26 protein-coding genes are annotated in these 23,164 nt (G+C 69.5%); 9 read left to right on the top strand and 17 right to left on the bottom strand.

The genetic code is table 11. From position 1 onward, the window contains the following. Positions 1-16: 16 nt before the first annotated feature. The 5 genes from A5705_RS11740 to A5705_RS11720 all read left to right on the top strand — a co-directional run bounded on the left by A5705_RS11740 (position 17) and on the right by A5705_RS11720 (position 4,958). A complete protein-coding gene (locus A5705_RS11740) occupies positions 17-883 on the top strand; it encodes an LLM class F420-dependent oxidoreductase (protein ID WP_067873510.1) in 867 nt (288 codons plus the stop codon). A gap of 28 nt (positions 884-911) precedes the next feature. After that, positions 912-1,907 (top strand): dTDP-glucose 4,6-dehydratase, encoded by a 996-nt coding sequence (gene rfbB / locus A5705_RS11735; protein WP_067873792.1) that lies wholly within the window; start codon positions 912-914, stop codon positions 1,905-1,907. A 1-nt stretch (position 1,908) separates the two neighbouring features. Next, positions 1,909-2,517 carry a dTDP-4-dehydrorhamnose 3,5-epimerase gene (rfbC, locus tag A5705_RS11730; RefSeq protein WP_067873509.1) on the top strand — a complete coding sequence of 203 codons (609 nt, stop codon included), beginning with the start codon at positions 1,909-1,911 and terminating at the stop codon, positions 2,515-2,517. Positions 2,518-2,535: 18 nt separating this feature from the next. Next, a complete protein-coding gene (locus tag A5705_RS11725) occupies positions 2,536-3,381 on the top strand; it encodes an SDR family oxidoreductase (protein WP_068277601.1) in 846 nt (281 codons plus the stop codon). Positions 3,382-3,503: 122 nt separating this feature from the next. Next, complete coding sequence (locus A5705_RS11720; protein WP_067873499.1) at positions 3,504-4,958, top strand: PecA family PE domain-processing aspartic protease; 1,455 nt, start codon at positions 3,504-3,506, stop codon at positions 4,956-4,958. Between the two features lie 26 nt (positions 4,959-4,984). On the opposite strand, the gene A5705_RS11715 is transcribed toward A5705_RS11720, so the two are convergent. From A5705_RS11715 to A5705_RS11690, 6 genes are all read right to left on the bottom strand, one after another. Continuing rightward, positions 4,985-5,392, bottom strand: coding sequence for a hypothetical protein (locus A5705_RS11715; RefSeq protein ID WP_067873497.1), 408 nt, complete (start codon positions 5,390-5,392; stop codon positions 4,985-4,987). Continuing rightward, positions 5,389-6,318 carry a metallophosphoesterase gene (locus A5705_RS11710; protein ID WP_067873494.1) on the bottom strand — a complete coding sequence of 310 codons (930 nt, stop codon included), beginning with the start codon at positions 6,316-6,318 and terminating at the stop codon, positions 5,389-5,391. Before A5705_RS11710 ends, A5705_RS11715 begins: the two co-directional genes overlap by 4 nt. Next, complete coding sequence (locus A5705_RS11705) at positions 6,315-6,791, bottom strand: cupredoxin family copper-binding protein (protein ID WP_067873491.1); 477 nt, start codon at positions 6,789-6,791, stop codon at positions 6,315-6,317. Before A5705_RS11705 ends, A5705_RS11710 begins: the two co-directional genes overlap by 4 nt. Before the next feature lie 15 nt (positions 6,792-6,806). Next, on the bottom strand, positions 6,807-7,505 hold the full coding sequence (locus A5705_RS11700) for a Rieske (2Fe-2S) protein (RefSeq protein ID WP_067873489.1): 699 nt from the start codon (positions 7,503-7,505) through the stop codon (positions 6,807-6,809). Then, positions 7,502-8,038 carry an RNA polymerase sigma factor gene (locus A5705_RS11695; protein WP_067873485.1) on the bottom strand — a complete coding sequence of 179 codons (537 nt, stop codon included), beginning with the start codon at positions 8,036-8,038 and terminating at the stop codon, positions 7,502-7,504. The genes A5705_RS11700 and A5705_RS11695 overlap by 4 nt, the downstream gene beginning before the upstream one ends. A gap of 65 nt (positions 8,039-8,103) precedes the next feature. Next, entirely contained in the window at positions 8,104-8,676 is a 573-nt protein-coding gene (locus A5705_RS11690; RefSeq protein ID WP_067873482.1) for a TetR/AcrR family transcriptional regulator, read from the bottom strand. A gap of 83 nt (positions 8,677-8,759) precedes the next feature. Between A5705_RS11690 and A5705_RS11685 the strand changes: the two genes are divergently transcribed. The 4 genes from A5705_RS11685 (at position 8,760) to mmsB (ending at position 13,328) form a co-directional block, all read left to right on the top strand. Next, the gene (locus A5705_RS11685) at positions 8,760-9,656 is read left to right on the top strand and encodes an SDR family oxidoreductase (protein WP_068277599.1); all 897 of its coding nucleotides are present in this window, start codon (positions 8,760-8,762) and stop codon (positions 9,654-9,656) included. A 79-nt stretch (positions 9,657-9,735) separates the two neighbouring features. After that, the gene (locus tag A5705_RS11680) at positions 9,736-11,256 is read left to right on the top strand and encodes a CoA-acylating methylmalonate-semialdehyde dehydrogenase (protein WP_068277596.1); all 1,521 of its coding nucleotides are present in this window, start codon (positions 9,736-9,738) and stop codon (positions 11,254-11,256) included. Between the two features lie 5 nt (positions 11,257-11,261). Then, entirely contained in the window at positions 11,262-12,431 is a 1,170-nt protein-coding gene (locus tag A5705_RS11675) for an acyl-CoA dehydrogenase family protein (protein ID WP_067873472.1), read from the top strand. A gap of 12 nt (positions 12,432-12,443) precedes the next feature. Next, positions 12,444-13,328, top strand: coding sequence for a 3-hydroxyisobutyrate dehydrogenase (gene mmsB, locus A5705_RS11670; RefSeq protein ID WP_068277593.1), 885 nt, complete (start codon positions 12,444-12,446; stop codon positions 13,326-13,328). Between the two features lie 10 nt (positions 13,329-13,338). Here mmsB and A5705_RS11665 read toward each other — a convergent pair whose 3' ends face one another. Genes A5705_RS11665 through secY form a run of 11 tightly spaced genes read right to left on the bottom strand, consistent with a single transcriptional unit; the run spans position 13,339 to position 22,983 of the window. Further along, positions 13,339-13,887: a TIGR03086 family metal-binding protein gene (locus A5705_RS11665; RefSeq protein WP_068277589.1), complete on the bottom strand. Its 549-nt coding sequence runs from the start codon at positions 13,885-13,887 to the stop codon at positions 13,339-13,341. A gap of 20 nt (positions 13,888-13,907) precedes the next feature. Then, a complete protein-coding gene (locus tag A5705_RS11660; RefSeq protein ID WP_067873463.1) occupies positions 13,908-14,417 on the bottom strand; it encodes a MarR family winged helix-turn-helix transcriptional regulator in 510 nt (169 codons plus the stop codon). 8 nt (positions 14,418-14,425) lie between these two features. Next, positions 14,426-15,478: an aminotransferase class I/II-fold pyridoxal phosphate-dependent enzyme gene (locus tag A5705_RS11655; protein ID WP_068277586.1), complete on the bottom strand. Its 1,053-nt coding sequence runs from the start codon at positions 15,476-15,478 to the stop codon at positions 14,426-14,428. Next, positions 15,478-16,497, bottom strand: a complete 1,020-nt coding sequence (locus A5705_RS11650) for a 3-oxoacyl-ACP synthase III family protein (protein WP_068277581.1) — start codon at positions 16,495-16,497, stop codon at positions 15,478-15,480. Before A5705_RS11650 ends, A5705_RS11655 begins: the two co-directional genes overlap by 1 nt. A 3-nt stretch (positions 16,498-16,500) precedes the next feature. Then, the gene (locus tag A5705_RS11645; protein ID WP_067873457.1) at positions 16,501-17,148 is read right to left on the bottom strand and encodes a hypothetical protein; all 648 of its coding nucleotides are present in this window, start codon (positions 17,146-17,148) and stop codon (positions 16,501-16,503) included. Continuing rightward, entirely contained in the window at positions 17,129-18,847 is a 1,719-nt protein-coding gene (locus A5705_RS11640) for a thiamine pyrophosphate-binding protein (RefSeq protein ID WP_156763097.1), read from the bottom strand. The genes A5705_RS11645 and A5705_RS11640 overlap by 20 nt, the downstream gene beginning before the upstream one ends. A 57-nt stretch (positions 18,848-18,904) precedes the next feature. Further along, complete coding sequence (locus tag A5705_RS11635; RefSeq protein WP_067873454.1) at positions 18,905-19,672, bottom strand: anti-sigma factor; 768 nt, start codon at positions 19,670-19,672, stop codon at positions 18,905-18,907. A 46-nt stretch (positions 19,673-19,718) separates the two neighbouring features. Further along, the gene (locus tag A5705_RS11630; protein WP_082956421.1) at positions 19,719-20,264 is read right to left on the bottom strand and encodes a sigma-70 family RNA polymerase sigma factor; all 546 of its coding nucleotides are present in this window, start codon (positions 20,262-20,264) and stop codon (positions 19,719-19,721) included. A gap of 48 nt (positions 20,265-20,312) precedes the next feature. Then, positions 20,313-21,113 carry a type I methionyl aminopeptidase gene (map, locus tag A5705_RS11625; protein ID WP_067873448.1) on the bottom strand — a complete coding sequence of 267 codons (801 nt, stop codon included), beginning with the start codon at positions 21,111-21,113 and terminating at the stop codon, positions 20,313-20,315. A gap of 2 nt (positions 21,114-21,115) precedes the next feature. Further along, entirely contained in the window at positions 21,116-21,661 is a 546-nt protein-coding gene (locus tag A5705_RS11620; RefSeq protein WP_067873444.1) for an adenylate kinase, read from the bottom strand. Then, on the bottom strand, positions 21,658-22,983 hold the full coding sequence (gene secY, locus A5705_RS11615; RefSeq protein WP_067873441.1) for a preprotein translocase subunit SecY: 1,326 nt from the start codon (positions 22,981-22,983) through the stop codon (positions 21,658-21,660). The genes A5705_RS11620 and secY overlap by 4 nt, the downstream gene beginning before the upstream one ends. Between the last annotated feature and the right edge of the window lie 181 nt (positions 22,984-23,164).

Below are 23,164 nucleotides of genomic sequence, written 5' to 3'. Positions count from 1 at the left end.
CATCGAGGGGGAGACGATGACCGAGGCAGTGGCGCTGAAACCCGATTTGGGGCGGTTCGGGGTGTGGCTGCCCACCCGGTCGATCACGCCCGAACTGGCCGCAAAGATCGAGTCGCTCGGCTACGGCGCTCTCTGGGTCGGCGGCTCGCCGGACGCGGACCTGGCCTGGGTCGACCCGGCCCTGGCGCAGACCACGTCACTGCAGCTGGCGACGGGAATCGTGAACATCTGGTCCGCGCCGGCGCCGGAGGTCGCCGAATCCTTCGCGCGCATCGAAAGCGCCCACCCGGGGCGGTTTCTGCTCGGCGTCGGGGTGGGTCACCGCGAGAGCACCGAGGAGTACACCAAGCCCTACGACGCCCTGGTCGGCTACCTCGACGCGCTCGACGCCGCGCTGGTGCCCACCAGCCGGCGGGTGCTCGCGGCACTGGGGCCGCGCGTGTTGCGGCTGGCCGCCGAACGCAGCGCCGGCGCCCACCCGTACCTGACCACGCCGGAACACACGGCCAAGGCGCGCGAACAGGTCGGCAACTCGGTGTTCCTGGCGCCCGAGCACAAGGTGGTACTCACCACCGACCCCGACGAGGCCCGCGCGATCGGCCGGCAGACGGCCGAGCGCTATCTGAGGCTGAGCAACTACGTCAACAACTGGCTGCGGCTCGGATTCACCCCGGACGACGTGCGCAGGCCCGGCAGCGACCGGCTGATCGACGCGGTGGTGGCCTACGGCACCCCGGAGGCAATCGCGCGGCGCCTCGGTGAACATTGCGAGGCCGGCGCCGACCACGTGGCGATCCAGGTGCTCGGCGCGCCGAACGAGGAGGCGCTGGTGTCGGCGCTGCGCGAGCTGGCCGGCCCGTTGGGACTAACTCCCCCAAACTGATCACCCGGCTCGGTTAGGGTGGGTGACCATGCGACTGCTGGTCACCGGTGGAGCCGGCTTCATCGGCGCGAATTTCGTGCACAGCACGGTGCGCGAGCACCCCGAGGACGCCGTGACGGTGCTCGACGCCTTCACCTACGCCGGGCGGCGCGAGTCGCTGGCCGACATCGAGGACGCCATCACGGTGGTGAAGGGCGACATCGCAGATGCCGCGCTGGTCGCCGCGCTGGTCGCCGAGTCCGACGCGGTCGTGCACTTCGCCGCGGAGACCCACGTCGACAACTCCCTGGAAGACCCGTGGACGACGCTGCAGACCAACGTGGTCGGGACCTTCGCGATCCTGCAGGCCGTGCGACGGCACGACGTCCGGCTGCACCACGTCTCCACCGACGAGGTCTACGGCGACCTGGAGCTCGACGAGCCCAGCCGGTTCACCGAGTCGACGCCCTACAACCCGTCGAGCCCGTACTCGGCGACCAAGGCCGCCAGCGACCTGCTGGTCCGGGCCTGGGTGCGGTCCTACGGCGTGCGCGCGACGATCTCCAACTGCTCGAACAACTACGGGCCGTATCAGCACGTCGAGAAGTTCATCCCGCGCCAGATCACCAACGTGCTCACCGGGCGCCGCCCCAAGCTGTACGGCGCGGGCACCAACGTTCGGGACTGGATCCACGTCGACGACCACAACAGCGCCGTCCGGCGGATCCTGGAAAAGGGTGAGAACGGCCGGACCTACCTCATCGCCGCCGAGGGCGAGCGCGACAACCTGACGGTCATGCGCGCGATCCTGCAGGCGCTGGGACGCGACCCCGACGACTTCGACCACGTCACCGACCGCGTCGGCCACGACCTGCGGTACGCGATCGACCCGACGTCGCTGTACAACGAATTGGGTTGGACGCCAAAGCATGCCAACTTCGAGGAAGGGCTGCGCGCCACCATCGACTGGTATCGCGCCAACGAGTCGTGGTGGCGACCCCTCAAGGACGCCACCGAGGGCCGCTACGAAGAACGGGGTCAGTGACATGGCGGTGCGCGAGCTCAAAGTCCCCGGCGCCTGGGAGATCACCCCGACCATCCACGGCGATTCCCGTGGCCTGTTCTTCGAATGGCTCACCGACCGCGCGTTCACCGAGTTCGCCGGCCATCGGCTCGACGTCCGGCAGGCCAACTGCTCGGTGTCCTCGGCCGGCGTGCTGCGCGGCGTGCACTTCGCGCAGGTGCCCCCGAGCCAGGCGAAATACGTGACCTGCGTGTCGGGTTCGGTCTTCGACGTCGTGGTCGACACCCGCATCGGCTCCCCGACATTCGGCCAGTGGGACTCCGTATTGCTCGACGACGAGGACCGCCGCACGGTCTACATCTCCGAGGGACTGGGCCACGGTTTCCTTGCGCTGCAAGACAATTCGACGATCATGTATCTGTGCTCGTCGGAATACAACCCGCACCGCGAGCACACCATCTGCGCGACGGATCCGGAGCTGGCCATCGACTGGCCGCTGGTCGACGGCGCCACCCCCACGCTGTCCGACCGCGACGCCGCGGCGCCCAGCTTCGAGGAAGTGCGGGCGTCCGGCCTCCTGCCCACCTGGGAGGAGACCCAGGCTTTCGTCGCCGGGTTGCGCGACAGATAGGCGAGTATTCTCTCGCCCATGGCGTCGAGCTTTCTGGGCAAGATCGCATTCGTCACCGGCGGCGCGTCCGGAATCGGCGCGGCGCTGGCGACCAGGCGGGTCGACGAGGGCGCCGAGGTCTGGATCGCCGATCGCCAGCTCGGGCCGGCACAGGAGCTGGCGGAACGCCTGGGCAGCGGTAACGCGAAGGCGCACGCGATCGAACTCGATGTGCGCGACTACCCGGCGTTCGAGAGCGCCGTCGCCGAGGCGGTGCGCCAATCCGGGCGGATCGACTACCTGTTCAACAACGCCGGCATCGGCGTGGGCGGCGAGGTCGACTCCTACGCGCTCGAGGACTGGAACGACGTGTTCGACGTCAACCTGCACGGCGTGGCGCACGGCATCCAGGCGGTGTACCCGATCATGATCCGGCAGCGCTCGGGCCACATCGTGAACACCGCCTCGATGGCCGGCCTGCTCGCCTCCCCCGGCGCCGTCAGCTACACCGCCGCCAAACACGCCGTCGTCGCGCTGTCGCGCGCGTTGCGACTGGAGGCCGGGCGCCACGGCGTCGCGGTGTCGGTGCTGTGCCCCGGGGCGATCCGGACGCCGATCCTCACCGGCGGCGTGTACGGACGGATGACCAAGACCGGCGCCGGCGACGAGGCGCTGCTCAAATTCTGGGAGCCGATGCGGCCGATGGCGCCGGAACGGTTCGCCGAACGTGTCCTTCGTGCCGTGGCGCGCGGGGACGCGATCATCATCGTGCCGGCCTGGTGGAGGGCGCTGTGGTATCTGGAGCGCCTCTCCCCGGCCGTGTCGGCGCAGGCCGCCAGGCTCACGCTGCGGCGCATGCGGAAAATGGATTCCACCGCCTCCTGAAGCGCGACCGAATCACGCTTGAAAACAAGCACTTTCGCCAACCAGCGGCGCTACTATCACGCTTGTCGCTGTAGTCGGGCCGCGACCGCTTCACGTGTGAGCCATTGCTCGGAGGGGGTCGGATGTCGTTTGTACTTGCGGTTCCGGATGTAATGGACGATGCGGCAACGCGTTTGGCGAGCATCGGCTCGGCGATCAGCGCCGCCCAGGCCGCGGCGGCCGCACCCACAACGGGGTTGCTGGCGGCGGCCGGTGATGAGGTGTCGAAAGCCGTCGCGGCCCTGTTTTCCCGGTATGCCTCGGGGTATCACGCGCTGGGTGCTCAGGCGGCGGCATTTCACACCCGGTTGGTGCAGACGCTCAACGCGAGTGCTGGCGCCTACCTCGCCGCCGACGCCGCCAATGCTTCGCCGCTGCAGACCCTCCAGGACGACCTGCTGGGCCTGATCAACGCGCCGACGAACGCGCTTTTCGGACGCCCACTGATCGGCAACGGCGCCGACGGGACGACGAACGCCCAAGGGGTGGGGACGCCCGGCGGCGCCGGCGGATTCCTGTCCGGCAACGGCGGCAACGGCGGCAACAGCACCGCCACCGGCGCGCCCGGCGGGGCGGGCGGGTCCGCCGGCCTGTGGGGAAACGGCGGGAACGGCGGGATGGGTGGGCCCGCCGCGCTTGGCGGCGCCGGCGGCCGGGGCGGCCTGTTGGGCGGTGCGGCCGGCGCCGCCGGCGCCCCCGGCATTGCCACGGTCCCAATCACGGTGCAAAACAACGACATCGTGGCGAACCTGTCGGTGGGCGGCGGACCGACCGCGTCCGTGGTGGTCGATACCGGGTCGCGGGGGCTCATTCTCCCGCCCCAGGACGTGAACACGGCGACCCTCGGCCCGCCCACCGGGAGCGGCAGCGTCGTCTACGGCGAACCCGGCAATACCTTGACCGTGAACTACAACACCTACACCACGACAGTGAATTTCGGGAATGGAATCGTGACCCGGCCGACCACCGTCGCCGTGGCCACTTCCGCGACCCAAACCATCGACTTGTTCTTTTCCAATCCGGTTCCGACTTCGCAAGTGCCGGCCATCTTGGGCGTCGGGGTCAATCCCCCCGGACCACTCGGCAGCAGCCCGGTGACGGCATTGCCCGGCAGTTTCGGTCAGGGTGTGCTGATCGATGAACCCAAGGGCGTAATGGAGTTCGGCACAAACCCGTTGCCCGCCATCGGCTCCGTGACCGGCGCCCCGTCCGCCACCCTGGACGTGCGTATCAACAACGGGGCGCTCCAACAGACTTCCGGCGCGTTCATCGATTCAGGCGGCCTGTACGGATACGTCCCGGACAATCTCAACCCTCCAAATGCCGGCGGTTACCTGCCGGCCGGAACCACCATTTCCGTCTACACCCCCGACGGGGCGACCTTGCTGTACACGACGACGGCCGGTTCGCAACAGACGTCCGTCGTGTCGAGTTTGCTGGGTGGCAACTTCAATACCGGGATCGCTCCGTTCCTACAAGATCCGATCTACCTCTCGTACAGCCCCGGAGGCACCGGGACAACAATTTTCGACGCGTGAGGTGTCGCTACCCTACCGCTTGCCGGCTACGGTGCGGCGGCACTCGCCTTCGCGCGTAGGCCCGCCGCGCTCGGGCGCGGCCACCGGACGAATGCGGCCGCCCACAGCGCCACGCACAGCACCTCGGCCACCACGGTGAGCGCCGCATGGGGCGCCGGGTCCCACCCTCGCTCGGAAAACCCGAACAGCCCCACGGTTCTCGACAGGACGAAGGCCACCAGCGAGCCGCCGGCCATCGCGGCGGCGGCCCACGAGAGCCACCACGGACCGCCCGCGGCGATCAGCAGGGCCAGCGAGAACGAGACGCTGGCCTGGACCAAGAAGGCGGTGCCGATCCGCGGAATGTGTTGGTAGCCATGAATGTACAGATAGGCGTGGCTGAAGGCGCTGACGGCCAGCGCGGCGGCCAGGCCGAGTCGCAGCAGAAGTTTCATTGCAGCGTCGTCTCCTTCAGTGCCAGGGCGGTCTGCCCCTTGGTGTAGTTGACCTCGCGAATCCCCAGGACGTCGCGCAGCTTGCCGGCCGGCAGCGTGACCGGCTTGGGCGCCGGCCCGTCGCCGGGGTGCGGCAGCGGGTAGGCGGTCGTCGTGCCGCTGTAGAACGTCACGTTGCCCTCGGTCTTGGAAAACAGTTGGTGCACATGCCCGTTGAGGCAGGTGACCGACGAGAACCGGCTCAGGTAGCTCAGCGCCTGGGCGGCGTCGTCGGTGCCCCAGCCCCAGTCCGGGTACATCGCGAACAGCGGGATGTGGCTGAACACGATGATGGGCGTGTCGTTCGACAACCCCGCGACGTCCTTCTCGACGAACGCCAGCTGATCGGTGCCCAGATGCCCGAGCTTCTTCAGGTTCAGCGTGTTCACCAGGGCGATCACGTGGACCCCGGCGATGTCGAAGCTGTACCAGCCGTCGCCGCGGGTTCCGGCGCCGAAGACGCTGCGGTACTTCTGTCCCGCGTCGTCGACCGAATCGTGTTCGCCGGGCACGGTGAAGACGTGCGGCGTCTGCAGCTTGGTCAGCATCTGCTTCACCTGGTCGAACTGCTCCGGGCTGGACAGGTGGGTGAGGTCGCCGGTGTGGATCACGAAATCGGGTGTGTAGCCGAGGTTGTTGATCTCGTCGATCGCGTGGCCGAATGTGCCGGCCACGTCCGGATTCGGCGGCCCGGAGAAGCCGATGTGGCTGTCGCTCACCTGGGCGAATCGCAGCGTCGGCCGGGCGCTTGCCCGCTCGGCGGCCGCGGTGCCGGCGACGTGTGAGATGACCTCGCCGCCCACCACGGCGAACCCGACCGCGGCGCCGAACCACGCCGAGTGCCGGATCAGCTGGCGGCGGGTCATCGTGTTGGGGTCGTTGCTCATCCCGTCACCACCACCGTGCCGTGCATCATCGGATGAATCGAGCAGACGTAGTCGAACTTCCCCGCCTTGTCGAAGGTGTGCGAATACGTTGCCCCCGTGCCCATTCCGGGCGAGTGAAACGACCCGTCGCTCGCGGCCACGGTGTGCGGTTCCTCGTCGTGGTTGGTCCACGTGACGGTGGCGCCCGCCTTGACGGTCAGGGTGGCGGGTGCGAACGCGAAGTTGTCGATGCTGACCTGGTCGCCCGCGGCGGCCGCCGGTGACCCCGTCGCCGATGCCGGGCCCGGCGTCGGGCCCGGTGCGCTGGGCATCCCGCTCATGCCCGTCATCCCCGGCGTGCCGCCGGCCCCCGGGCCGAAGGTCACCGACGGCTGCGCGGCCGGGTGCGACGACGAGCAACCGGCCAGCAACAGCACGCCCGCGGCCGGCACCGCGACCAGATGTTTTCGAAGCTTGGCGATATCCATGCCCAGAGATAGGGCGGCGGGTTACACCTCGCGGCGCGCGGGGGCGAACACCTCGATCACGCCGTTGACCTCGCGAACCATCAGCGCGGGCAGGGGCTTTGGCGAGATCGGCAGCTGGTGGGCGAGCACCTGACCGCTGGGCGAGAACGACGTCGTGTGGCAGGGGCAGCGCAGCGCCCCGTCCGGCGCGTCGAACCACAGCTTGCACCCCTGATGGGTGCAGACGCCGGATATCGCTTCGGGCTTGCCGTCGACGCGGCGCACGAAGCCGGTCACCGTTCCCAGATCGAACGGATGCATGACGCCATCGGGCACGTCCGAGCTGGCCGCGACGCGCTGCCAGCTTCCGTCGTTGGGCGTGAGTTCGCCCGCGGCGGCCGGGCTTTCGGTGGGATTCGCCATCAGCGCCCGATCTACGGACACCGCCGCCGCCGCGGCCGCCGCGGCGGCCGACGTGCCGACGATCACCATGCGGCGCGTCGTGGGATGCCTGGTCGCCGCCGGCGCGGGCGCGCCGTTCATCTGCTCGGCGAGCCGGCCGTGCAGGTCGGCGAGGAACTCCGGGCGCGGCTCGGCACCGGAATCCGAGCCCTGCCCGGCCGCCCGCAGCTCGATCGCGGTCCGGATCTGAGCCGCCTCGAAGTCGTCGGCCGCAAACGGCCTGGGCCGGCGGCCCCGCAGCAGGTCGTCGACATAGCGGCGCATTCCCCGCGCGTTCATCGCTGACCTCCATCGTTGACCTGTGCCGCCAGCCGCAGGGCCCGGTGCTGGAGCACTTTGGCGTTGGCGACGCTGATCCCCAGTTCGGCGGCGGACTCCTTGATCGAATTACCTTGCAAAAAGCGCATTTCCAAAATCCGGCGATAGCGGTCCGGCAGGTGGGCGAGAACCTTGGCCACCCGCTGGGGCGCGGTGCTGATCGCCTCCTCGCTGTCGGGAGGTTGTTCGATGTCGTCGATCGAGGTTATCTCCCGGCCCATGGTCTCCCGCCAGTGCGCGGCCAGGACCGTCCTGGCCGTGGCCCGCAGGTAGGCGCGCACCTCGCCGACGCTCGCGGTCAGGCGCAGCGGCCGCAGCGCGGCCAGAAAGACCTCCGCGGTGAGGTCCTCGGCGTCGGCGCGGTTGCCCACCCGGGCGAACAGGGTGCGGTACACCCAGGACGCGTTGTCGGAGTAGACGGCCTCCCAGTCCGGGTAGCCGTCATCGGGCACCGCGCGCAGCGGACGCGGGCCGGGTTCGCTGTGAGCCGCCACGTGCCTCCTTCACCGATAAGTATCAGCTCGGGTTACACGAGATGTCGTCGGCCGTCGGCCGATGTTCACCCGATGTCGGCCGCCGCCGCGCGGAGGTCGTCGAGCGCGGCGCGCACCAGTTCACCCAGGCTCTGGTCGCCCTTTGCCGTAACCCATTCGGCGAACGCCTCTTTGAATGCGAGCCCCCCCAACTCGGCCGCCAGGGCCGCCGCCCGGTCCGGCACGCCGCGTGCCCGCAACGCGCCCGCCATGGCGGCGGCGAGGCCCACCTGCTTGAGCGCATCGCGCTCCTGCAGCTCGGTGCTGGTGGCGATGACCGCCTTCAGCCGGGGGGCGAGCTCGCGATTGAACGGCGTCATCGAACCGGCCGCGCGCTGCAGCCCGGCGGCCACCGCGGCCAGCGGGGTGGCGCCCGTCGGCGCCGACGAGATGCCGTCGACCAGCAGCCGCGACAGGGTCTCCTGACCGGCCGCCAGCACCTCCCGCTTGTCCGGGAAATAACGGAAGAACGTGCTCCGCGTCAGCCCGGCGCGATCGGCGATCTCCGCGACCGTGGTCTTGTCGTAGCCCTGGTCGGAAAACAGCTGCAGAGCGGCCTCGACCAGCCGCAGCCGCGCATCGGGTTCCCATCGGGGCATGGGGTCATCGTAGCGATGAGACTTTTATCCCATTACCCTGCTAATGTGATAGGACATCAGTCCCATCACTCGAGGAGTTTCTCATGCGCGTTTTCGTCACGGGCGCCACCGGCGGGGTCGGCTCGGCGGTCGTCCCCGAGCTCATCGGCGCGGGCCACGAGGTCCTCGCACTGGCGCGTTCCGACGCGTCGGCGCGGGCGGCCGCGGCCATGGGGGCCGAGGTGCTGCGCGGCGACCTCAACGATCCGGAGAGCCTGGCCGAGGGCGCCACCCGGGCCGACGCGGTCATCCACCTCGCCTTCCTGCATTTCGGCGACTTCGAGGCGGCCGTCGCCCAGGAGGGCGCCGCCGTCGAGACGTTCGGCGCCGCCCTCGCCGGGAGCGGCAAGCCGTTCGTCATGGCCTCGGGCACACCCCCCATCGCGGGCCGGGTTGCCACCGAACGCGACTCGATGTCGATCGAGGGGCCCGTCGGCGGGCGCGGCCGCAACGCGCAGGCCGCGCTGGACCTGGCCGCCAAGGGAGTCCGGTCGGCGGTGGTCCGTCTCCCGCGGTCCGTGCACCGGGCCGGTGGGCCATGCGGGTTCGCGTCGCTGCTCGTCGAGGCCGCGCGCCGAACCGGGGTCTCCGGCTACGTGGGCGACGGGAGCCAGCGCTGGCCGGCCGTGCACGTCCTCGACGCCGCCCACCTCTTCCGCCTGGTGCTCGAGCGGGCCGAGCCCGGCACCGTGGCCCACGCCGTCGCCGACGAGGGCGACCCGATGCGCGCGCTCGCCGAGGCCATCGGGCGCGGGCTCAACGTCCCCACCGCGTCGGTCCCGGGGGAAAGCTTCGGGTTCCTCGGCGCGGTCTTCGCGATGGACCAGCCGGCGTCGAGCGCGCTGACCCGCGAGCTGTTCGGCTGGCAGCCCACTCATCCAAGCCTGCTCGAGGACCTGGCGGCCGGAAACTACCCCGAGGCGTCCGTGGCGAGCTGGTAGGCGCCTTGCCAACCCCCGAGTGCGGTTACTAGGATATGCAAGTATCCGCTTCAGCGCGTCAACGACACTCGAGGGCCCCATGACCACACAGATCCCGCACTTCATCGACGGCAAGCGCACCGCCGGCCAGTCCACCCGCACCGCCGACGTCTTCAACCCCAGCACCGGCGAGGTGCAGGCGCGGGTGCCGATGGCCGGCACGGCCGAGGTCGACGCCGCGGTGGCCTCGGCCGTCGAAGCCCAAAAGGGTTGGGCCGCATGGAATCCGCAGCGCCGCGCCCGGGTGATGATGCGGTTCGTCGACCTGGTCAACGAGCACATCGACGAGCTGGCCGAGCTGCTGTCCCTCGAGCACGGCAAGACGGTGGCCGACTCGCGCGGCGACGTCCAGCGCGGCATCGAGGTCATCGAGTTCGCGATCGGCATCCCCCATCTGCTCAAGGGGGAATACACCGAGGGCGCCGGGCCGGGCATCGACGTGTACTCGCTGCGCCAGCCGCTGGGCGTGGTCGCCGGCATCACCCCGTTCAACTTCCCGGCCATGATCCCGCTGTGGAAGGCCGGGCCGGCGCTGGCGTGCGGAAACGCGTTCATCCTCAAACCCAGCGAGCGTGACCCGTCGGTCCCGGTGCGGCTGGCCGAGCTCTTCATAGAGGCGGGCCTGCCGCCGGGCGTGTTCCAGGTGGTGCACGGCGACAAGGAGGCCGTCGACGCCATCCTGCACCACCGGGACATCCAGGCGGTCGGTTTCGTCGGCAGCTCCGACATCGCCCAGTACATCTACGCGACCGCCGCGGCCACCGGCAAGCGGTCGCAATGCTTCGGCGGCGCCAAGAACCACATGATCGTGATGCCCGACGCCGACCTCGACCAGGCCGTCGACGCGCTGATCGGCGCCGGGTACGGCAGCGCGGGGGAACGGTGCATGGCGATCAGCGTCGCGGTGCCGGTCGGCGAGCAGACCGCAAATCGACTGCGCGCCAGGCTCATCGACCGGATCAACAACCTGCGGGTGGGCCACAGCCTGGACCCCAAGGCCGACTACGGACCGCTGGTCACGGAGGCCGCACTGAGCCGGGTGCGCGACTACATCGGCCAGGGGGTGCAGGCGGGCGCCGAACTGGTCATCGACGGCCGGGACCGCGCCAGCGACGACCTGACCTTCGGTGACGCCAACCTCGAGGGCGGATTCTTCATCGGCCCAACGTTGTTCGACCACGTCACCCCCGACATGTCGATCTACACCGACGAGATCTTCGGGCCCGTGCTGTGCATCGTCAGGGCCAAGACCTATGAGGAAGCAGTCGCGCTCCCATCCGAGCACGAGTACGGCAACGGCGTGGCGATCTTCACCCGCGACGGCGACGCCGCCCGCGACTTCGTGTCCCGCGTGCAGGTGGGCATGGTCGGCGTCAACGTGCCGATCCCGGTCCCGGTGGCCTACCACACCTTCGGCGGATGGAAGCGCTCCGGCTTCGGCGACCTCAACCAGCACGGCCCGGCGTCGATCCAGTTCTACACCAAGGTCAAGACCGTCACGTCGCGGTGGCCGTCCGGCATCAAGGACGGCGCCGAATTCGTGATTCCGACAATGAATTAGGCGCGATGTTCACCCTCAACGAGGACGAGCGGGTCATCACCGAGACGGCGGCCGCGTTCGCCGCCAAGCGCATCGCACCGAACACCCTGGAATGGGATGCCACCAAGCATTTCCCGACCGACGTGCTGCGCGAGGCCGCCGAACTCGGCATGGCGGCGATCTACTGCAGCGAGGACGTGGGGGGCAGCGGGCTGCGCCGGCTCGACGGTGTGCGCATCTTCGAGCAGCTGGCCATCGCCTGCCCGACTATCGCGGCATTCTTATCCATCCACAACATGTGCACATGGATGATCGACAGCTACGGCACCGCCGAACAGCGCAAGTTCTGGGTGCCGCGGCTGGCCGCGATGGACGTCATCGCCAGCTACTGCCTCACCGAGCCGGGCGCCGGGTCGGACGCCAGCGCGCTGAGCACCCGCGCCGTCAAGCAGGGTGGCGACTACGTGCTCGACGGCGTCAAGCAGTTCATCTCCGGCGCCGGGGCCTCGGACGTCTACGTGGTGATGGCCAGGACCGGCGGCGATGGTCCGCGCGGCATCTCCGCGTTCGTCGTCGAAAAGGGCACCCAGGGGCTGAGTTTCGGCGCGCACGAGGAGAAGATGGGCTGGCACGCCCAACCCACCGCCCAGGTGGTCTTCGACGGCGTGCGGGTGCCCGCCGACGCGATGCTCGGCGGCGCCGACGGGGAGGGCACCGGCTTCGGCATCGCGATGAACGGCCTCAACGGCGGTCGGCTCAACATCGCCGCGTGCTCCCTGGGTGGCGCGCAGTCCGCCTTCGACAAGGCGGGTGCCTACGTGCGCGAGCGGCGGGCGTTCGGCTCCCCCCTGCTCGACGAGCCGACCATCCGGTTCGCCCTGGCCGACATGGCGACCGGCCTCGAGACCTCGCGAATGATGTTGTGGCGGGCCGCGAACGCGCTGGACACCGACGACCCGGACAAGGTCGAGCTGTGCGCGATGGCCAAGCGCTACGTCACCGACACCTGCTTCGAGGTCGCCGACAAGGCGCTGCAGCTGCACGGCGGCTATGGCTATCTGCGCGAGTATGGTCTGGAGAAGATCGTCCGCGACCTGCGTGTGCACCGAATCCTGGAAGGTACCAATGAGATCATGCGGGTGGTCATCGGCCGGGCCGAGGCAGCACGATGCCGGGCCGCTCAAGCCACCGCCTAGAAGGGTCCGGAGATGACTGAGCACTTGACGGTGGCGTTCCTGGGCCTGGGCAACATGGGCGCGCCCATGGCGGCGAATCTCGTTGCCGCCAACCATGCGGTCCGCGGATTCGATCCCGTGCCCGCGGCGCTGTCCGCCGCGACCGCCAACGGTGTCACCGGTTTCGACAGCGCCACCGCCGCGGTGGCCGACGCGGACGTGGTCATGACCATGCTGCCGAACGGCGAGCTGGTCAAACGCTGCTACGCCGAGGTGCTTCCGTCGGCGCGCCCCGGTGCGCTGTTCATCGACAGCTCCACGATCTCCGTCAACGACGCCCGCGAGGTGCACGCGCTCGCGGAATCCCGTGGGATGGCCCAGCTGGACGCCCCGGTTTCGGGCGGGGTGAAGGGCGCCGTCGCGGGGACGCTCGCGTTCATGGTGGGCGGCGACGACGCCGCGCTGGACCGGGCCCGGCCGGTGCTGGAGCCCATGGCGGGCAAGGTCATTCACTGCGGCGCCGCCGGAGCGGGCCAGGCGGCCAAGGTGTGCAACAACATGGTGCTGGCGGTGCAGCAGATCGTGATCGGCGAGGCGTTCGTGCTCGCCGAGAAGCTCGGGCTTTCGGCGCAGTCCCTGTTCGACGTCATCACCGGCGCCACCGGGAACTGCTGGGCCGTGCACACCAACTGCCCGGTGCCGGGGCCGGTGCCCACGTCGCCGGCCAACAACGACTTCAAGCCCGGTTTCGCGACCGCGCTGATGAACAAGGATCTCGGCCTGGCGATGGACGCGGTGACGTCAACCGGTTCGGCGGCGCCGCTGGGCACCCACGCCGCGGAGATCTACGCCAAGTTTGCCGCAGATCACGCGGACAAGGACTTCAGCGCGGTGATCGAGGCGCTCCGCGACGGCTGAAGCCTTTGCGTCACTGCACCTTCCGGCCGAGGAACGCCGCCAGCTGATCGGCGGGTACGCGCTCGGCCGAGCACGACTGCTCGTGGCCGAATGGCCGGCCCGGGCCGCGGAACTCGGGCCTGACGTACACGCGCACGGCGGCCAGCTGTTCGGCCGCCAGCTCCGGGTCGAGATCGGTGGACTGATTGGTGGCGAAGGCGAGATCCCACGCGTGGGTCAGCACGTCGGAGGTGCGCATCCCGACGAAGACCTGCCCCGGGACTTCCCCGAACGGCAGTTTGTACATGCCGGTCATTCCGTCCGGTCCGGCGAAGACGTCCTGGGCGGCCAGGGCGGAGGCCCGGTGGGCCGCGACGGCGTCCCCGGGCCGGGCCGGCGGCTCCGTGGGGTTGGCCGCCCACAGCCCGACGCGCTCGTTGCCGCCGATGACGTGGTCGATCAGGTCCCCGATCGTCCACTCCGAACAGGGCGTCGGGGCGCCGAACTCGTCGGGGTCGACGCGGGCGAGGACACCGGCGAACGCCTCCTGGGCGCGCTGATGCGCAACTAATGGGTCCACTGTCCTGCCTTTCTCTCGTGTCAGTCTGAGAAGTCACCCGCGTTGCGCCGCAGCGTGTCGATGGACGACACCAGCGCTTCGGCCTCGGCGGGCCGGATTCCGATGTCCGCGAACACCTGCTCGTTCAGCGTGACGGTGGCGTCCTCGACGGTGGAGCGCCCGAGCTCGGTGATCTGCACCAGCGTGGTGCGCCCGTCGGTGGGGTGCGGCACCCGCTGGACGAGCCCGTCGGCCTCCAGCCGGCGGATGGCGTGGGTCACGCTGGTCACGTGCACCTGCAGCCGGTCGGACGCCTTGGTGATCGGCAGCGCCCCGGTCCGGCTGAAGGCCAGCAGCCGCAGCAACTCGAACCGGGAGAAGCTCAAGTCGTAGGGCCGCAGCGCGTTCTCGACCCGGGCCAGCAGGATTTGGTGCGCGCGCATCACCGACGTGACCGCGACCATGCCCTGCGACACGTCGCCCCACCCGGCGCGCTCCCAGTTGGCCCTCGCCGCGGCGATCGGATCGCGCTTGGAGCTTGATGGGGCCACGCCCCTTCTTACCGCATCTGCGGCGCAACCGTGGCCTTTCCGACCGCCGAGACCACCGCCAGCGTCGACGCGCGGTTACCCACGGTGATCCGCGCGCCGCCGTCGGCGTAGTGACGGACCTGCAGGCCGCTGCCCGCGAAAACTTCGTGCCACGGCCCACCCCTCGAAGGCAGGTACACGAAGTTCGCGTGGGCGTCGGTGGTGTAGATGCCCAACGCGCTCAGCCGCATCCGCAGATAGCGACGCTCGGCGTTGATCGCCCGAATCCGTTGCAGCAGTTGCTCTTCGGCCGCGTACGAGGCGGCGACCGCGAGCAGGCCGGTGAGCGCGATCCCGAACGGCAGCTGCTGGGACCACAGGGCACCGGCCAGTTCGGGGGACGCCAGCCCGTAGCCGATGCGCAGCCCGGCCAGCCCGTACGCCTTGGAGAAGGTGCGCAACACCACGACATTGGGAAACCTCGCGAGCAGCTCGGGGACGTCGATGCGGTGCTCGGGCGCGACGAATTCGATGTAGGCCTCGTCGAGCAGCACGACGGTGTCGCGCGGCACCCGGCGCAGGAACCGCACCACCCGGGCCGCGGGGTCCAGCACACCGGTCGGGTTGTGCGGGCGACACACCACCACCACCCGGGCGGTGGCCGCGGCGTCGGCGAGCCCGTCGAGGTCGTTGTGGCCGTGCGTATCGAGCGGCACGGTCAGCGAATTCAGCCGCGCCATCCGCGCGATGATCGGATAGCCGTCGAATGTCGGCGAAGCCATCGCGACCGCGTCACCCGGCGTGGCCAGCGCCTGCAGGGCCTGCAACGCCACGCCCGTGGCGCCGGCGCCGAGCACCACCTGCCCGGCGGGCACGCCGGCGTGGCCGGCGATCACGCCGCGCAGCCGCTCCGGAAGGAACTCCGGATACCGGTTGACCGCGTAGATGGAGCGGATCAGCGCCGACCGCACCGCCGGCAGCGGCGGGAACGGATTCTCGTTGAGCGACAACGCAAGCGGGTCGATCGCGGTGGGAAAGGCGTCGTCGAGCTCGTCGGCGAAGGGGCCGCGCACGGGTTGCATCAGCCGCGCCCGCCCCAGCGCACCGCCGCGGCGCCCGCGAAGTCCCCGGCGTGGGCGAAGGCCGCCATCATGACCAGATCGCCGGGCTTCGCCTGACCGTCGGAGATCGCGTGATCGAGGTTGACCGGGATCCCGGCGCCGAACAGGTTGCCGCACTTGTCGAAGGTGTCCCGGTGGCGTTCGGGGGGCAGCTCGAGCGCGTCGCGCCAGTTGCGCAGAAACACCCGGTTGGGCTGGTTGGTGACGAGAACGTCGATGTCCTTGGACGACAAGCCGATCCGGTCACAGACCGCCAGCGCCACCTCGGGCACCTGGCGGTTGCCACGGGCCAGCACCTTGGTGATCTTGCTCTCGGTGAAGCCGATGCTGCCCTCGCCCGGCCCGGCCTGCCACCACTTGCGCGGCGGGTCGTAGGACAGCGTCATCTCGCCGGCGTACTCGCCGTAGGTGCGGCATTCGACGCCGAGGATGGGCGATCGGTCCGACAGCGTCACCAGACCGACCGCGGCCCCGTCGCCGGGCACCGCCGACTGTGCCTTGCGGCGGATCGTGGGCTGGTCGAAGAACTGCCCGGCGGCGTTTTGCGCGACGGCGATCAGCGCGCTGTGCCCCTCCCCCGACGACAGCAGCTTGCGGGCCACGTTGAGCGCCAACACGAACGCCGCGCACCCCCCGTTGTTCAGGTCGAGCACCCACGACGGCCGCATGCCCAGCCGGTGCGCGATGCCGCCCCCCTGCCCATAGAACGCCATGTCCGGCACCTGGGTGTGGGTGATCAGCACGTCGGCGCCCTCGACGACGTCGTGGCCGTGCCGCTCGATCAGGCCCTGCGCCGCGCGTTCGATCATGTCGATCGAGCTCTCCTCCGGCGCGACGTGATGGCGGAACGCCGGCGCGCGGAACATGAGATTGTCACGCAGGTCGTCGGATTCGGCGAATCGCGCGTAGTAGTCGGCGCCGATCGGGTCGCCGGGCAGATAGGTGGAGACGTCGATCAGGCTGACGCTCGGCTGGTTCATGGTTCACCCCATCCATTTCGGGGTCACCGGCAGACCGTTGCGGTGGCGGTACTCGGCGATGGCCTTGAGGTTCTTCAGCTCCAGCAGGTGGCCGGCGCCGAACATGTCCCAGAAGTCGCCGACCCACACCGGGCGCTGCGGCGGGGCGGTGTGCGGATAAGGGTTGCGGTCGTAGAACGGGTGATGGCAGTTCGTCCACAGCACAACGGAACCCGGCCTGTCGATGACCACTTGCGCGTCGACGACGCGCATCAGGTAGACCATCCACAGGTGCTCGCCCTGATCCCACGCGCAGTGGTAGTCGACCGTGCGGGAACGTTCGTTGGCGACGGTCCGGGTATAGATCTCGGTCTCCGAGCCGAGCCGGTCGTGGGCCACCCACAGGCCGGGCTCGCCGGTGGGGGTGAACCCGCGCAGGCTGTACGTCCACTCCTCGAGGCTGCGGGTGTCGGCCATGTACCCGTACAGGTCGTCGGGCGGACACTCGACGTAGGCGTTGACGGTGCAGTAGTCCCCGAAGACCTGGTCGTGCGGGTACACCGACCGCATCATGTCCATGATGATCGGGGTGGCCTGCTCCCGCGGGCTGGTCTCGATGCGGGTCACGCCGTCGAGGGGCGTGGGGATGTCCTCAAGCGCTGGCAACGACATCGGTCCGGTTCTCCTTGATGGTCGGGGTCAAAAACGGTGCGAACGGCGGGATCTCGTCGGCGGCGCATTCGACGCTGACGACGGCGGGGCCGCCGGTGTCCAGCGCTGCACGCATCGCGGACGCCAGGCCGTCGAGGTCGGCGACGTCGACGGAAGCCAGGCCCGGGAACATCGCCGCCAGCCCGGCGCCCAACCGGCTGGACCGGAAGCGGTTGTAGCTGTAGAGGTCGTCATAGAACAGCTGCTCGCGGGTCACGCACATCCCGTGGGCGTTGTTGTTGAACACCACGAAGGTCACCGGCAACCGGTACTGCACGGCGGTGTGCACCTCCATGCCGTGCATGAAGAACGCGCCGTCCCCGGCGATCACGACGGTGCGCCCGCGGGGGCGTCCGCTGCCGGCGCGACCGAAGGCCATCCCGATGCCGGCGCCGAAGCTGTATCCCATGCCGCCCATGCCCAGCGCGACCGCGAACCTGCCGCCCCGCCGGGCCGGCAGGTAGTGCACGGCCGCCGCTCCGGTGTTGCCCGCGTCGACGACGATGTCCGCGCCGTCGGGCAGGCAGCCGTCCAGCACCGCCATCGCGTCGCGGTAGCGCACCCCCGGCCCGTCGCACGGCGGCGGCGCCAGCTCGGTGCGCCGGACCAGGTCGGGCACCCGCACGCGCGTGGGCCGTCGCGTACCCGACAGCTCCCGGGCCAGCAGTCGCAGCGAGCCGCGCAGGTCGTCGGTGTGCACGTGCGTGCACGGGACGTACGGCGGCGCCGAGCCGATCGACACCGTCGGCACGGCCGCCAGCGCGTCGTCCAGGCCGGTGCGCGCGGTGACCGACAGCCGGGTGCCGACCACCAGGCAGACGGCGCTGGCCGCCACCGCTTCGGCCACCCCCGGGTGGCCCATCACACCGGTCACCCCCAGCGCCGACGACGACCCGAGGCCCGGGGTGCCGGCGACGTCCTTGGCGTCGGGCACGGTCGCCACCCGGGCCCGCAGCACCGCACGCAGCGCCTCGAGCTCGCCGCGGGCGTCGTCGCGGGCCACCTGCTCGCCGACGATGATGGTGACCGGGCCGTCCGCGTCGCGCAGGATTCCGGCGAGCGGGGTCGGGTTACCGATGGGCCGCAAAGACTGCACGGCGTACCCGGTGCGCTCGCAGTCGAGGTAGCCCTGCTGAATGTCCTTGGGCAGCAACAACACTGCCGGACCGCCGGTACGCGCCGCCGCGATCGCCCTGGACAGCGCCGGCGGCGCGTCGGCAGGGTTGAGCACCCGCTCACACGACACCGACACCGCGGAGAACACCGCCCGCGCATCCAGCGATCCGTTGACGCCACTGGTGTCCTGAAAGCCGCCCCGGCCGTCCATGGCGGTGGGCGTTTGGCCGACGAGGGCCAGCACCGGAACCCGGCTCGCCAACGACTCACCCAGGGCCGCAACGAGATTCAGTGCGCCGCCGCCCGACGTCGCCGCCACGACTCCCAGGCCGGACCCCAGTCCGGCCCCGCTGCGGCTGTACCCGTCGGCCATGGCCGCCGCGGAGAACTCGTGCTTTGCCAGCACGGCCGTGATGCCGGAGCGGAAATGCGCGGCGTCGTACAGGTCCTCGATGTTGGCGCCGTCCACCCCGAAGATGTGGTCGACGCCGGCCGAGGCGAGCCGCTCGACGATGTGGTCGACCACCCGCTGCTTCCTGGGCATGCCTGTAACACGGCGCGCGGGTGAATTCAGTTCACCGCGCGCCGTGTTGGCAGGGGTTTACAGCGAGCGCTGCAGCAGAACCTGACCGCTGTCGGCCGCAACCACCTGGATGGCGGCGATCTGGTCGACGGGCGTCGAGATGCTGCCCGCGGGGGTCGCGGTGTGGCCGGGCTCGGCCGTCCACGTCGCCAGCCGGGTCTGGCTGCCGTCGCGGCCGACCACGACCATCGCGAGCGTGTCGTGGTGGGCGTTCATCGGTGCCAGGCAGACGCACTTCAGGTTGATCGACGTCCCCCAGTGCTGGCTGGACAGCTGCACCGTGGAGGCCAGCAGGGTCGTGCCGACCTGCGCCATGGTTTGCGAGGACGCGGCCGGCTGCTGCGCGGGCGACGAGACATACCCTTGCACTCCGACCAGCACGCCGACCCCCAGCACCGCGGCCGCCGCGGACGATGCGACCCAGGTCGCCACCCGGGTGCGGCGCCGGCGCCAGCGCACCGTCGCCAACAGCGCCGGCAGCAACTCCGGTGACATCTCGGGTGTCGCCGCGCCGGCACGGCCCGGTTCGTCCATCGCGGCCACTTCGGCACGGTCAAGCTGCGACAGCAGGGCCGGCACGCCGCTCAGATCGGCGACGGCCTCCCGGCATGCGGGGCAGCCGGCCATGTGCGACTCGAATTCGCGGCGGTCGGAGGCAGACAACGACCCCAGCACGTATGCGGCATCCCACATCGCGTAGCGGTGGTCATCCCCTGTGGTCAGGCCAAACACCTCGCTGTCACCGGGCGGGCCGATGCCTGTCAGCGGCGTCCTCATCTCGTCCATCTCCTGTCACCCATCAAGTATTCGGAGTCGATGACCATGCGGATGGTCATCGCGTGACCCCAAGTTCCTGCAGAGTGAGCCGCAATGCCCGCACGGCATAGTGTAATCGCGACTTCACCGTTCCTTCGGCGATCTCCAGGTCCGCAGCAATCTGCGCGGTGGTCCAACCACGGTAGTAGGACCGTTCGATCACGGCCCGGTGTTCGGTGGACAACTGCGTCATGGCCTCGGCTATCAGCAGGCGGTCCAGGGCCGCGTTCACCTCGTCGGGTGTGGACTGCTCGGGTGCCCCCGCTTCGTCCAGCGAACCCACCACGTTGCGGTACCGCGCGCTGCGCCGGTCGTCGATGATCATGTTGCGGGCGACGGTGAACAACCACGCCCGCGCCGACCGCTCGGTGTCGCCGACGACCTCCGGATGCTGCCACGCCCGCAGCAGCGTCTCCTGGACGACGTCCTCGGCCTGGCTCGCGTCCCCGGTCAACCGGAGCGCGTAGCGCCACAAGACCGCGGCATGTTCGTCGTAGAGCGCCTTCATCAGAGCGGCCTCGGCAGCCCCGGACGCGCCCCAAGTTCCTGCAACCCGGGCCACTCGATCACCTCCGACTACTGAAACGAGTCGAATGGGCGGCCAGTTCAACTAGGCAAGTGTCAGGATGCGCGGCCCCGCGTCGGTCACCGCGACGGTGTGCTCCCAATGCGCCGCGCGCGACCCGTCGGCGGTCGTGACGGTCCAGGCGTCGTCGAGAATCAGCGTCTTGCCGGTTCCCAGCGTCAGCATCGGCTCGATGGCCAGCACCGAGCCCGGCGCCAGCAGCGGGCCGCGGCCCGGGGCACCCTCGTTGGGCAGGAACGGGTCCATGTGCATGTGCCGGCCGATGCCGTGGCCGCCGTAGCCCTCCACGATGCCGAACGCGATTCCGTACCGGGCCTGGGCCGCGCGCGTGCCGGTCTCGATCGCGTGCGCGACGTCGGTCAGCCGGTTGCCGGGGACCATCGCCGCGATGCCGGCCTGCAGCGATTCCCTGGTCGCATCGCACAGCGCCTCGTCGGCCGCGTCCAGCTTCCCGACGCCGAAGGTGATCGCGGCGTCGCCGTGCCAGCCGTCGAGCACCGCACCGCAATCGATGGACACCAGGTCCCCGGGCGCAAGGATTTCCGCGGCGGACGGGATGCCGTGCACCACCCGGTCGTTGACCGACGCGCAGATCGACGCCGGATAGCCGTGATAGCCGAGGAATGAGGGAACGGCGCCCGCCTCGCGGATCACCGACTCGGCGATCTCGTCGAGGCCCAGGGTCGACGCCCCGGCGACCGCGGCCGCGTGGACCGCCTGCAGGGCGGAGGCCACCACCGCGCCGGCCGCGGCCATCGCGTCGAGCTCACCGGGGCTGCGCTGCGGCACGACCCTGCGGCTGCGCAGCCGCGCCAGCGCGCTCATGATTACTTGCCCAGCGCCCGCAGCGCGCGGGCGAACACCTCGTCCACCGTGCCGACCGCGTCGACCGTCTTCAGCTCGCCGCTGTAGTACTCCAGCAGCGGCGCGGTCTCGTCGCGGTAGACCTTCATCCGGTTGAGGATGACGTCGTCGGTGTCGTCGGCGCGGCCGCGCCCCTTGAGCCGTTGCAGCAGCTCGTCCTGCGAGACGCGGAACTCGACCACGGCGTCGATGTCGGTGCCCCGGCGGTCGAGCATCTCGTGCAGCGCCTTGGCCTGCTCGAGCGAGCGCGGGTAGCCGTCGAGGATGAAGCCGTTGGCGGTGTCGGGATCGTCCAGCCGGTCGTCGACGAGCTGGTTGGTCAGGTCGGAGGGCACCAGGTCGCCGGCGTCCAGGTAGCGCTTGGCCTCCAGCCCGAGTTTGGTTCCGTTCTCGATGTTGTCCCGAAACAGCTCCCCGGTGGAGATTTGCGGGATCCCCAGCTTCTCGGCGAGCTTTTGGGCCTGCGTACCCTTGCCCGCCCCGGGCGGTCCCAGCAAAACCACTCTCACTTGAGGAACCCTTCGTAGTTGCGCTGCATGAGCTGGCTCTCGATTTGTTTGACCGTATCCAAACCGACGCCAATCATGATCAAAACCGCAGTTCCGCCGAACGGCAAATTCTGGACCGCTCCGCCGTTCCCGATCTGCAGGAACAGGTTGGGCAGTACCGAGATCGCGCCCAGGTAGATCGAGCCCGGCAGCGTGATCCTGCTCAGCACATAACGCAGGTAGTCGGCGGTCGGCTTGCCCGGCCGGATGCCGGGGATGAACCCGCCGAACTTCTTCATCTCGTCGGCACGCTCGTCGGGGTTGAACGTGATCGACACGTAGAAGTAGGTGAAGAAGATGATCAGGCCGAAGTAGATGCCGATGTAGACCGGGTCGCTCGGGTCGGACAGGTAGCTGCCGACGAACTTGTCCCACCAGCTGTTGCCCACGCCGCCGCTGCCGCTCCGGATCAGCTGCGTGATCAGGTGCGGGATGTAGATCAGCGACGACGCGAAGATGACCGGGATGACGCCGGCCTGGTTGACCTTCAGCGGCAGATACGTCGACGTTCCGCCGTACATGCGCCGGCCCACCATGCGCTTGGCGTACTGCACGGGGATGCGGCGCTGGCCCTGCTCGACGAACACCACGCCGACGATGATCACCAGCGCGGCGACGCAGACGGCGGCGAAGATGACCCCGCCGCGGCTGTCCAGGATGGACTTGCCCTCAGCGGGGATGCGCGCCGCGATGCCGGTGAAGATCAGCAAGGACATGCCGTTGCCGATGCCGCGCTCGGTGATCAGCTCACCCATCCACATCACCAGGGCCGCGCCGGCCGTCATCACCAGGACGATGACGACCAGGGTGAAAATGCTCTGGTCGGCGATGATGTCCAGCGAGCAGCCCTGCAGCAACCCGCCGTTGGCGGCCAGCGCCACGATGCTGGTGGCCTGCAGGATGGCCAGCGCGATGGCCAGATAGCGGGTGTACTGGGTCATCTTGGCCTGGCCCGACTGGCCCTCCTTGCGGAGCTCCTCGAAGCGCGGGATGACCACGGTCAGCAACTGCACGATGATGCTGGCCGTGATGTAGGGCATCACCCCCACGGCGAACACCGTGAGCTTGAGCAGCGCGCCGCCGGAGAACAGGTTGATCAGCGAATAGATCTGTCCCGCCTCGCCGCCGCTGGCCTCCTTGATGCACTGCTGCACGTTCGGGTAGTTCACACCCGGAGACGGCAGAGCGGCGCCGACCCGATAGAGAAGGACGATGCCAAGCGTGAAGAGGATCTTCCGTCTCAGGTCGACTGTCCGCAACGATGAGATGAAAGCCGAAAGCACTCTTCCTCCTGCGTCCTGCGTCACGCGCCTAACACCCGCAGGCCAGGACGTACGGCTGCCATATATACAAGCGCGTCAAACCGTGTACGAGACTAACAGCTGAACGGGGGAGGTCCTGTCGACACCCTTTGCCGACACCGGCGAGGCGTAGAGTTTCGGTGACTCGTTGCATTTGCTAAGT

This window comes from Mycobacterium sp. E787 (assembly GCF_001668725.1).
GTDB lineage: Bacteria > Actinomycetota > Actinomycetes > Mycobacteriales > Mycobacteriaceae > Mycobacterium.
This window is presented reverse-complemented; position numbering and strand designations above follow the sequence as displayed.

Excerpts from the sequence above, each read along its gene's own strand:
- A5705_RS11740 (WP_067873510.1), top strand. The coding sequence starts at position 17 with ATGACCGAGGCAGTGGCGCTGAAACCCGATTTGGGGCGGTTCGGGGTG.
- rfbB (WP_067873792.1), top strand. The coding sequence starts at position 912 with ATGCGACTGCTGGTCACCGGTGGAGCCGGCTTCATCGGCGCGAATTTC.
- rfbC (WP_067873509.1), top strand. The coding sequence starts at position 1,909 with ATGGCGGTGCGCGAGCTCAAAGTCCCCGGCGCCTGGGAGATCACCCCG.
- A5705_RS11725 (WP_068277601.1), top strand. The coding sequence starts at position 2,536 with ATGGCGTCGAGCTTTCTGGGCAAGATCGCATTCGTCACCGGCGGCGCG.
- A5705_RS11720 (WP_067873499.1), top strand. The coding sequence starts at position 3,504 with ATGTCGTTTGTACTTGCGGTTCCGGATGTAATGGACGATGCGGCAACG.
- A5705_RS11715 (WP_067873497.1), bottom strand. The coding sequence starts at position 5,392 with ATGAAACTTCTGCTGCGACTCGGCCTGGCCGCCGCGCTGGCCGTCAGC.
- A5705_RS11710 (WP_067873494.1), bottom strand. The coding sequence starts at position 6,318 with ATGAGCAACGACCCCAACACGATGACCCGCCGCCAGCTGATCCGGCAC.
- A5705_RS11700 (WP_067873489.1), bottom strand. The coding sequence starts at position 7,505 with ATGAACGCGCGGGGAATGCGCCGCTATGTCGACGACCTGCTGCGGGGC.
- A5705_RS11690 (WP_067873482.1), bottom strand. The coding sequence starts at position 8,676 with ATGCCCCGATGGGAACCCGATGCGCGGCTGCGGCTGGTCGAGGCCGCT.
- A5705_RS11685 (WP_068277599.1), top strand. The coding sequence starts at position 8,760 with ATGCGCGTTTTCGTCACGGGCGCCACCGGCGGGGTCGGCTCGGCGGTC.
- A5705_RS11680 (WP_068277596.1), top strand. The coding sequence starts at position 9,736 with ATGACCACACAGATCCCGCACTTCATCGACGGCAAGCGCACCGCCGGC.
- A5705_RS11675 (WP_067873472.1), top strand. The coding sequence starts at position 11,262 with ATGTTCACCCTCAACGAGGACGAGCGGGTCATCACCGAGACGGCGGCC.
- mmsB (WP_068277593.1), top strand. The coding sequence starts at position 12,444 with ATGACTGAGCACTTGACGGTGGCGTTCCTGGGCCTGGGCAACATGGGC.
- A5705_RS11655 (WP_068277586.1), bottom strand. The coding sequence starts at position 15,478 with ATGCAACCCGTGCGCGGCCCCTTCGCCGACGAGCTCGACGACGCCTTT.
- A5705_RS11650 (WP_068277581.1), bottom strand. The coding sequence starts at position 16,497 with ATGAACCAGCCGAGCGTCAGCCTGATCGACGTCTCCACCTATCTGCCC.
- A5705_RS11645 (WP_067873457.1), bottom strand. The coding sequence starts at position 17,148 with ATGTCGTTGCCAGCGCTTGAGGACATCCCCACGCCCCTCGACGGCGTG.
- A5705_RS11640 (WP_156763097.1), bottom strand. The coding sequence starts at position 18,847 with ATGCCCAGGAAGCAGCGGGTGGTCGACCACATCGTCGAGCGGCTCGCC.
- A5705_RS11635 (WP_067873454.1), bottom strand. The coding sequence starts at position 19,672 with ATGGACGAGATGAGGACGCCGCTGACAGGCATCGGCCCGCCCGGTGAC.
- map (WP_067873448.1), bottom strand. The coding sequence starts at position 21,113 with ATGAGCGCGCTGGCGCGGCTGCGCAGCCGCAGGGTCGTGCCGCAGCGC.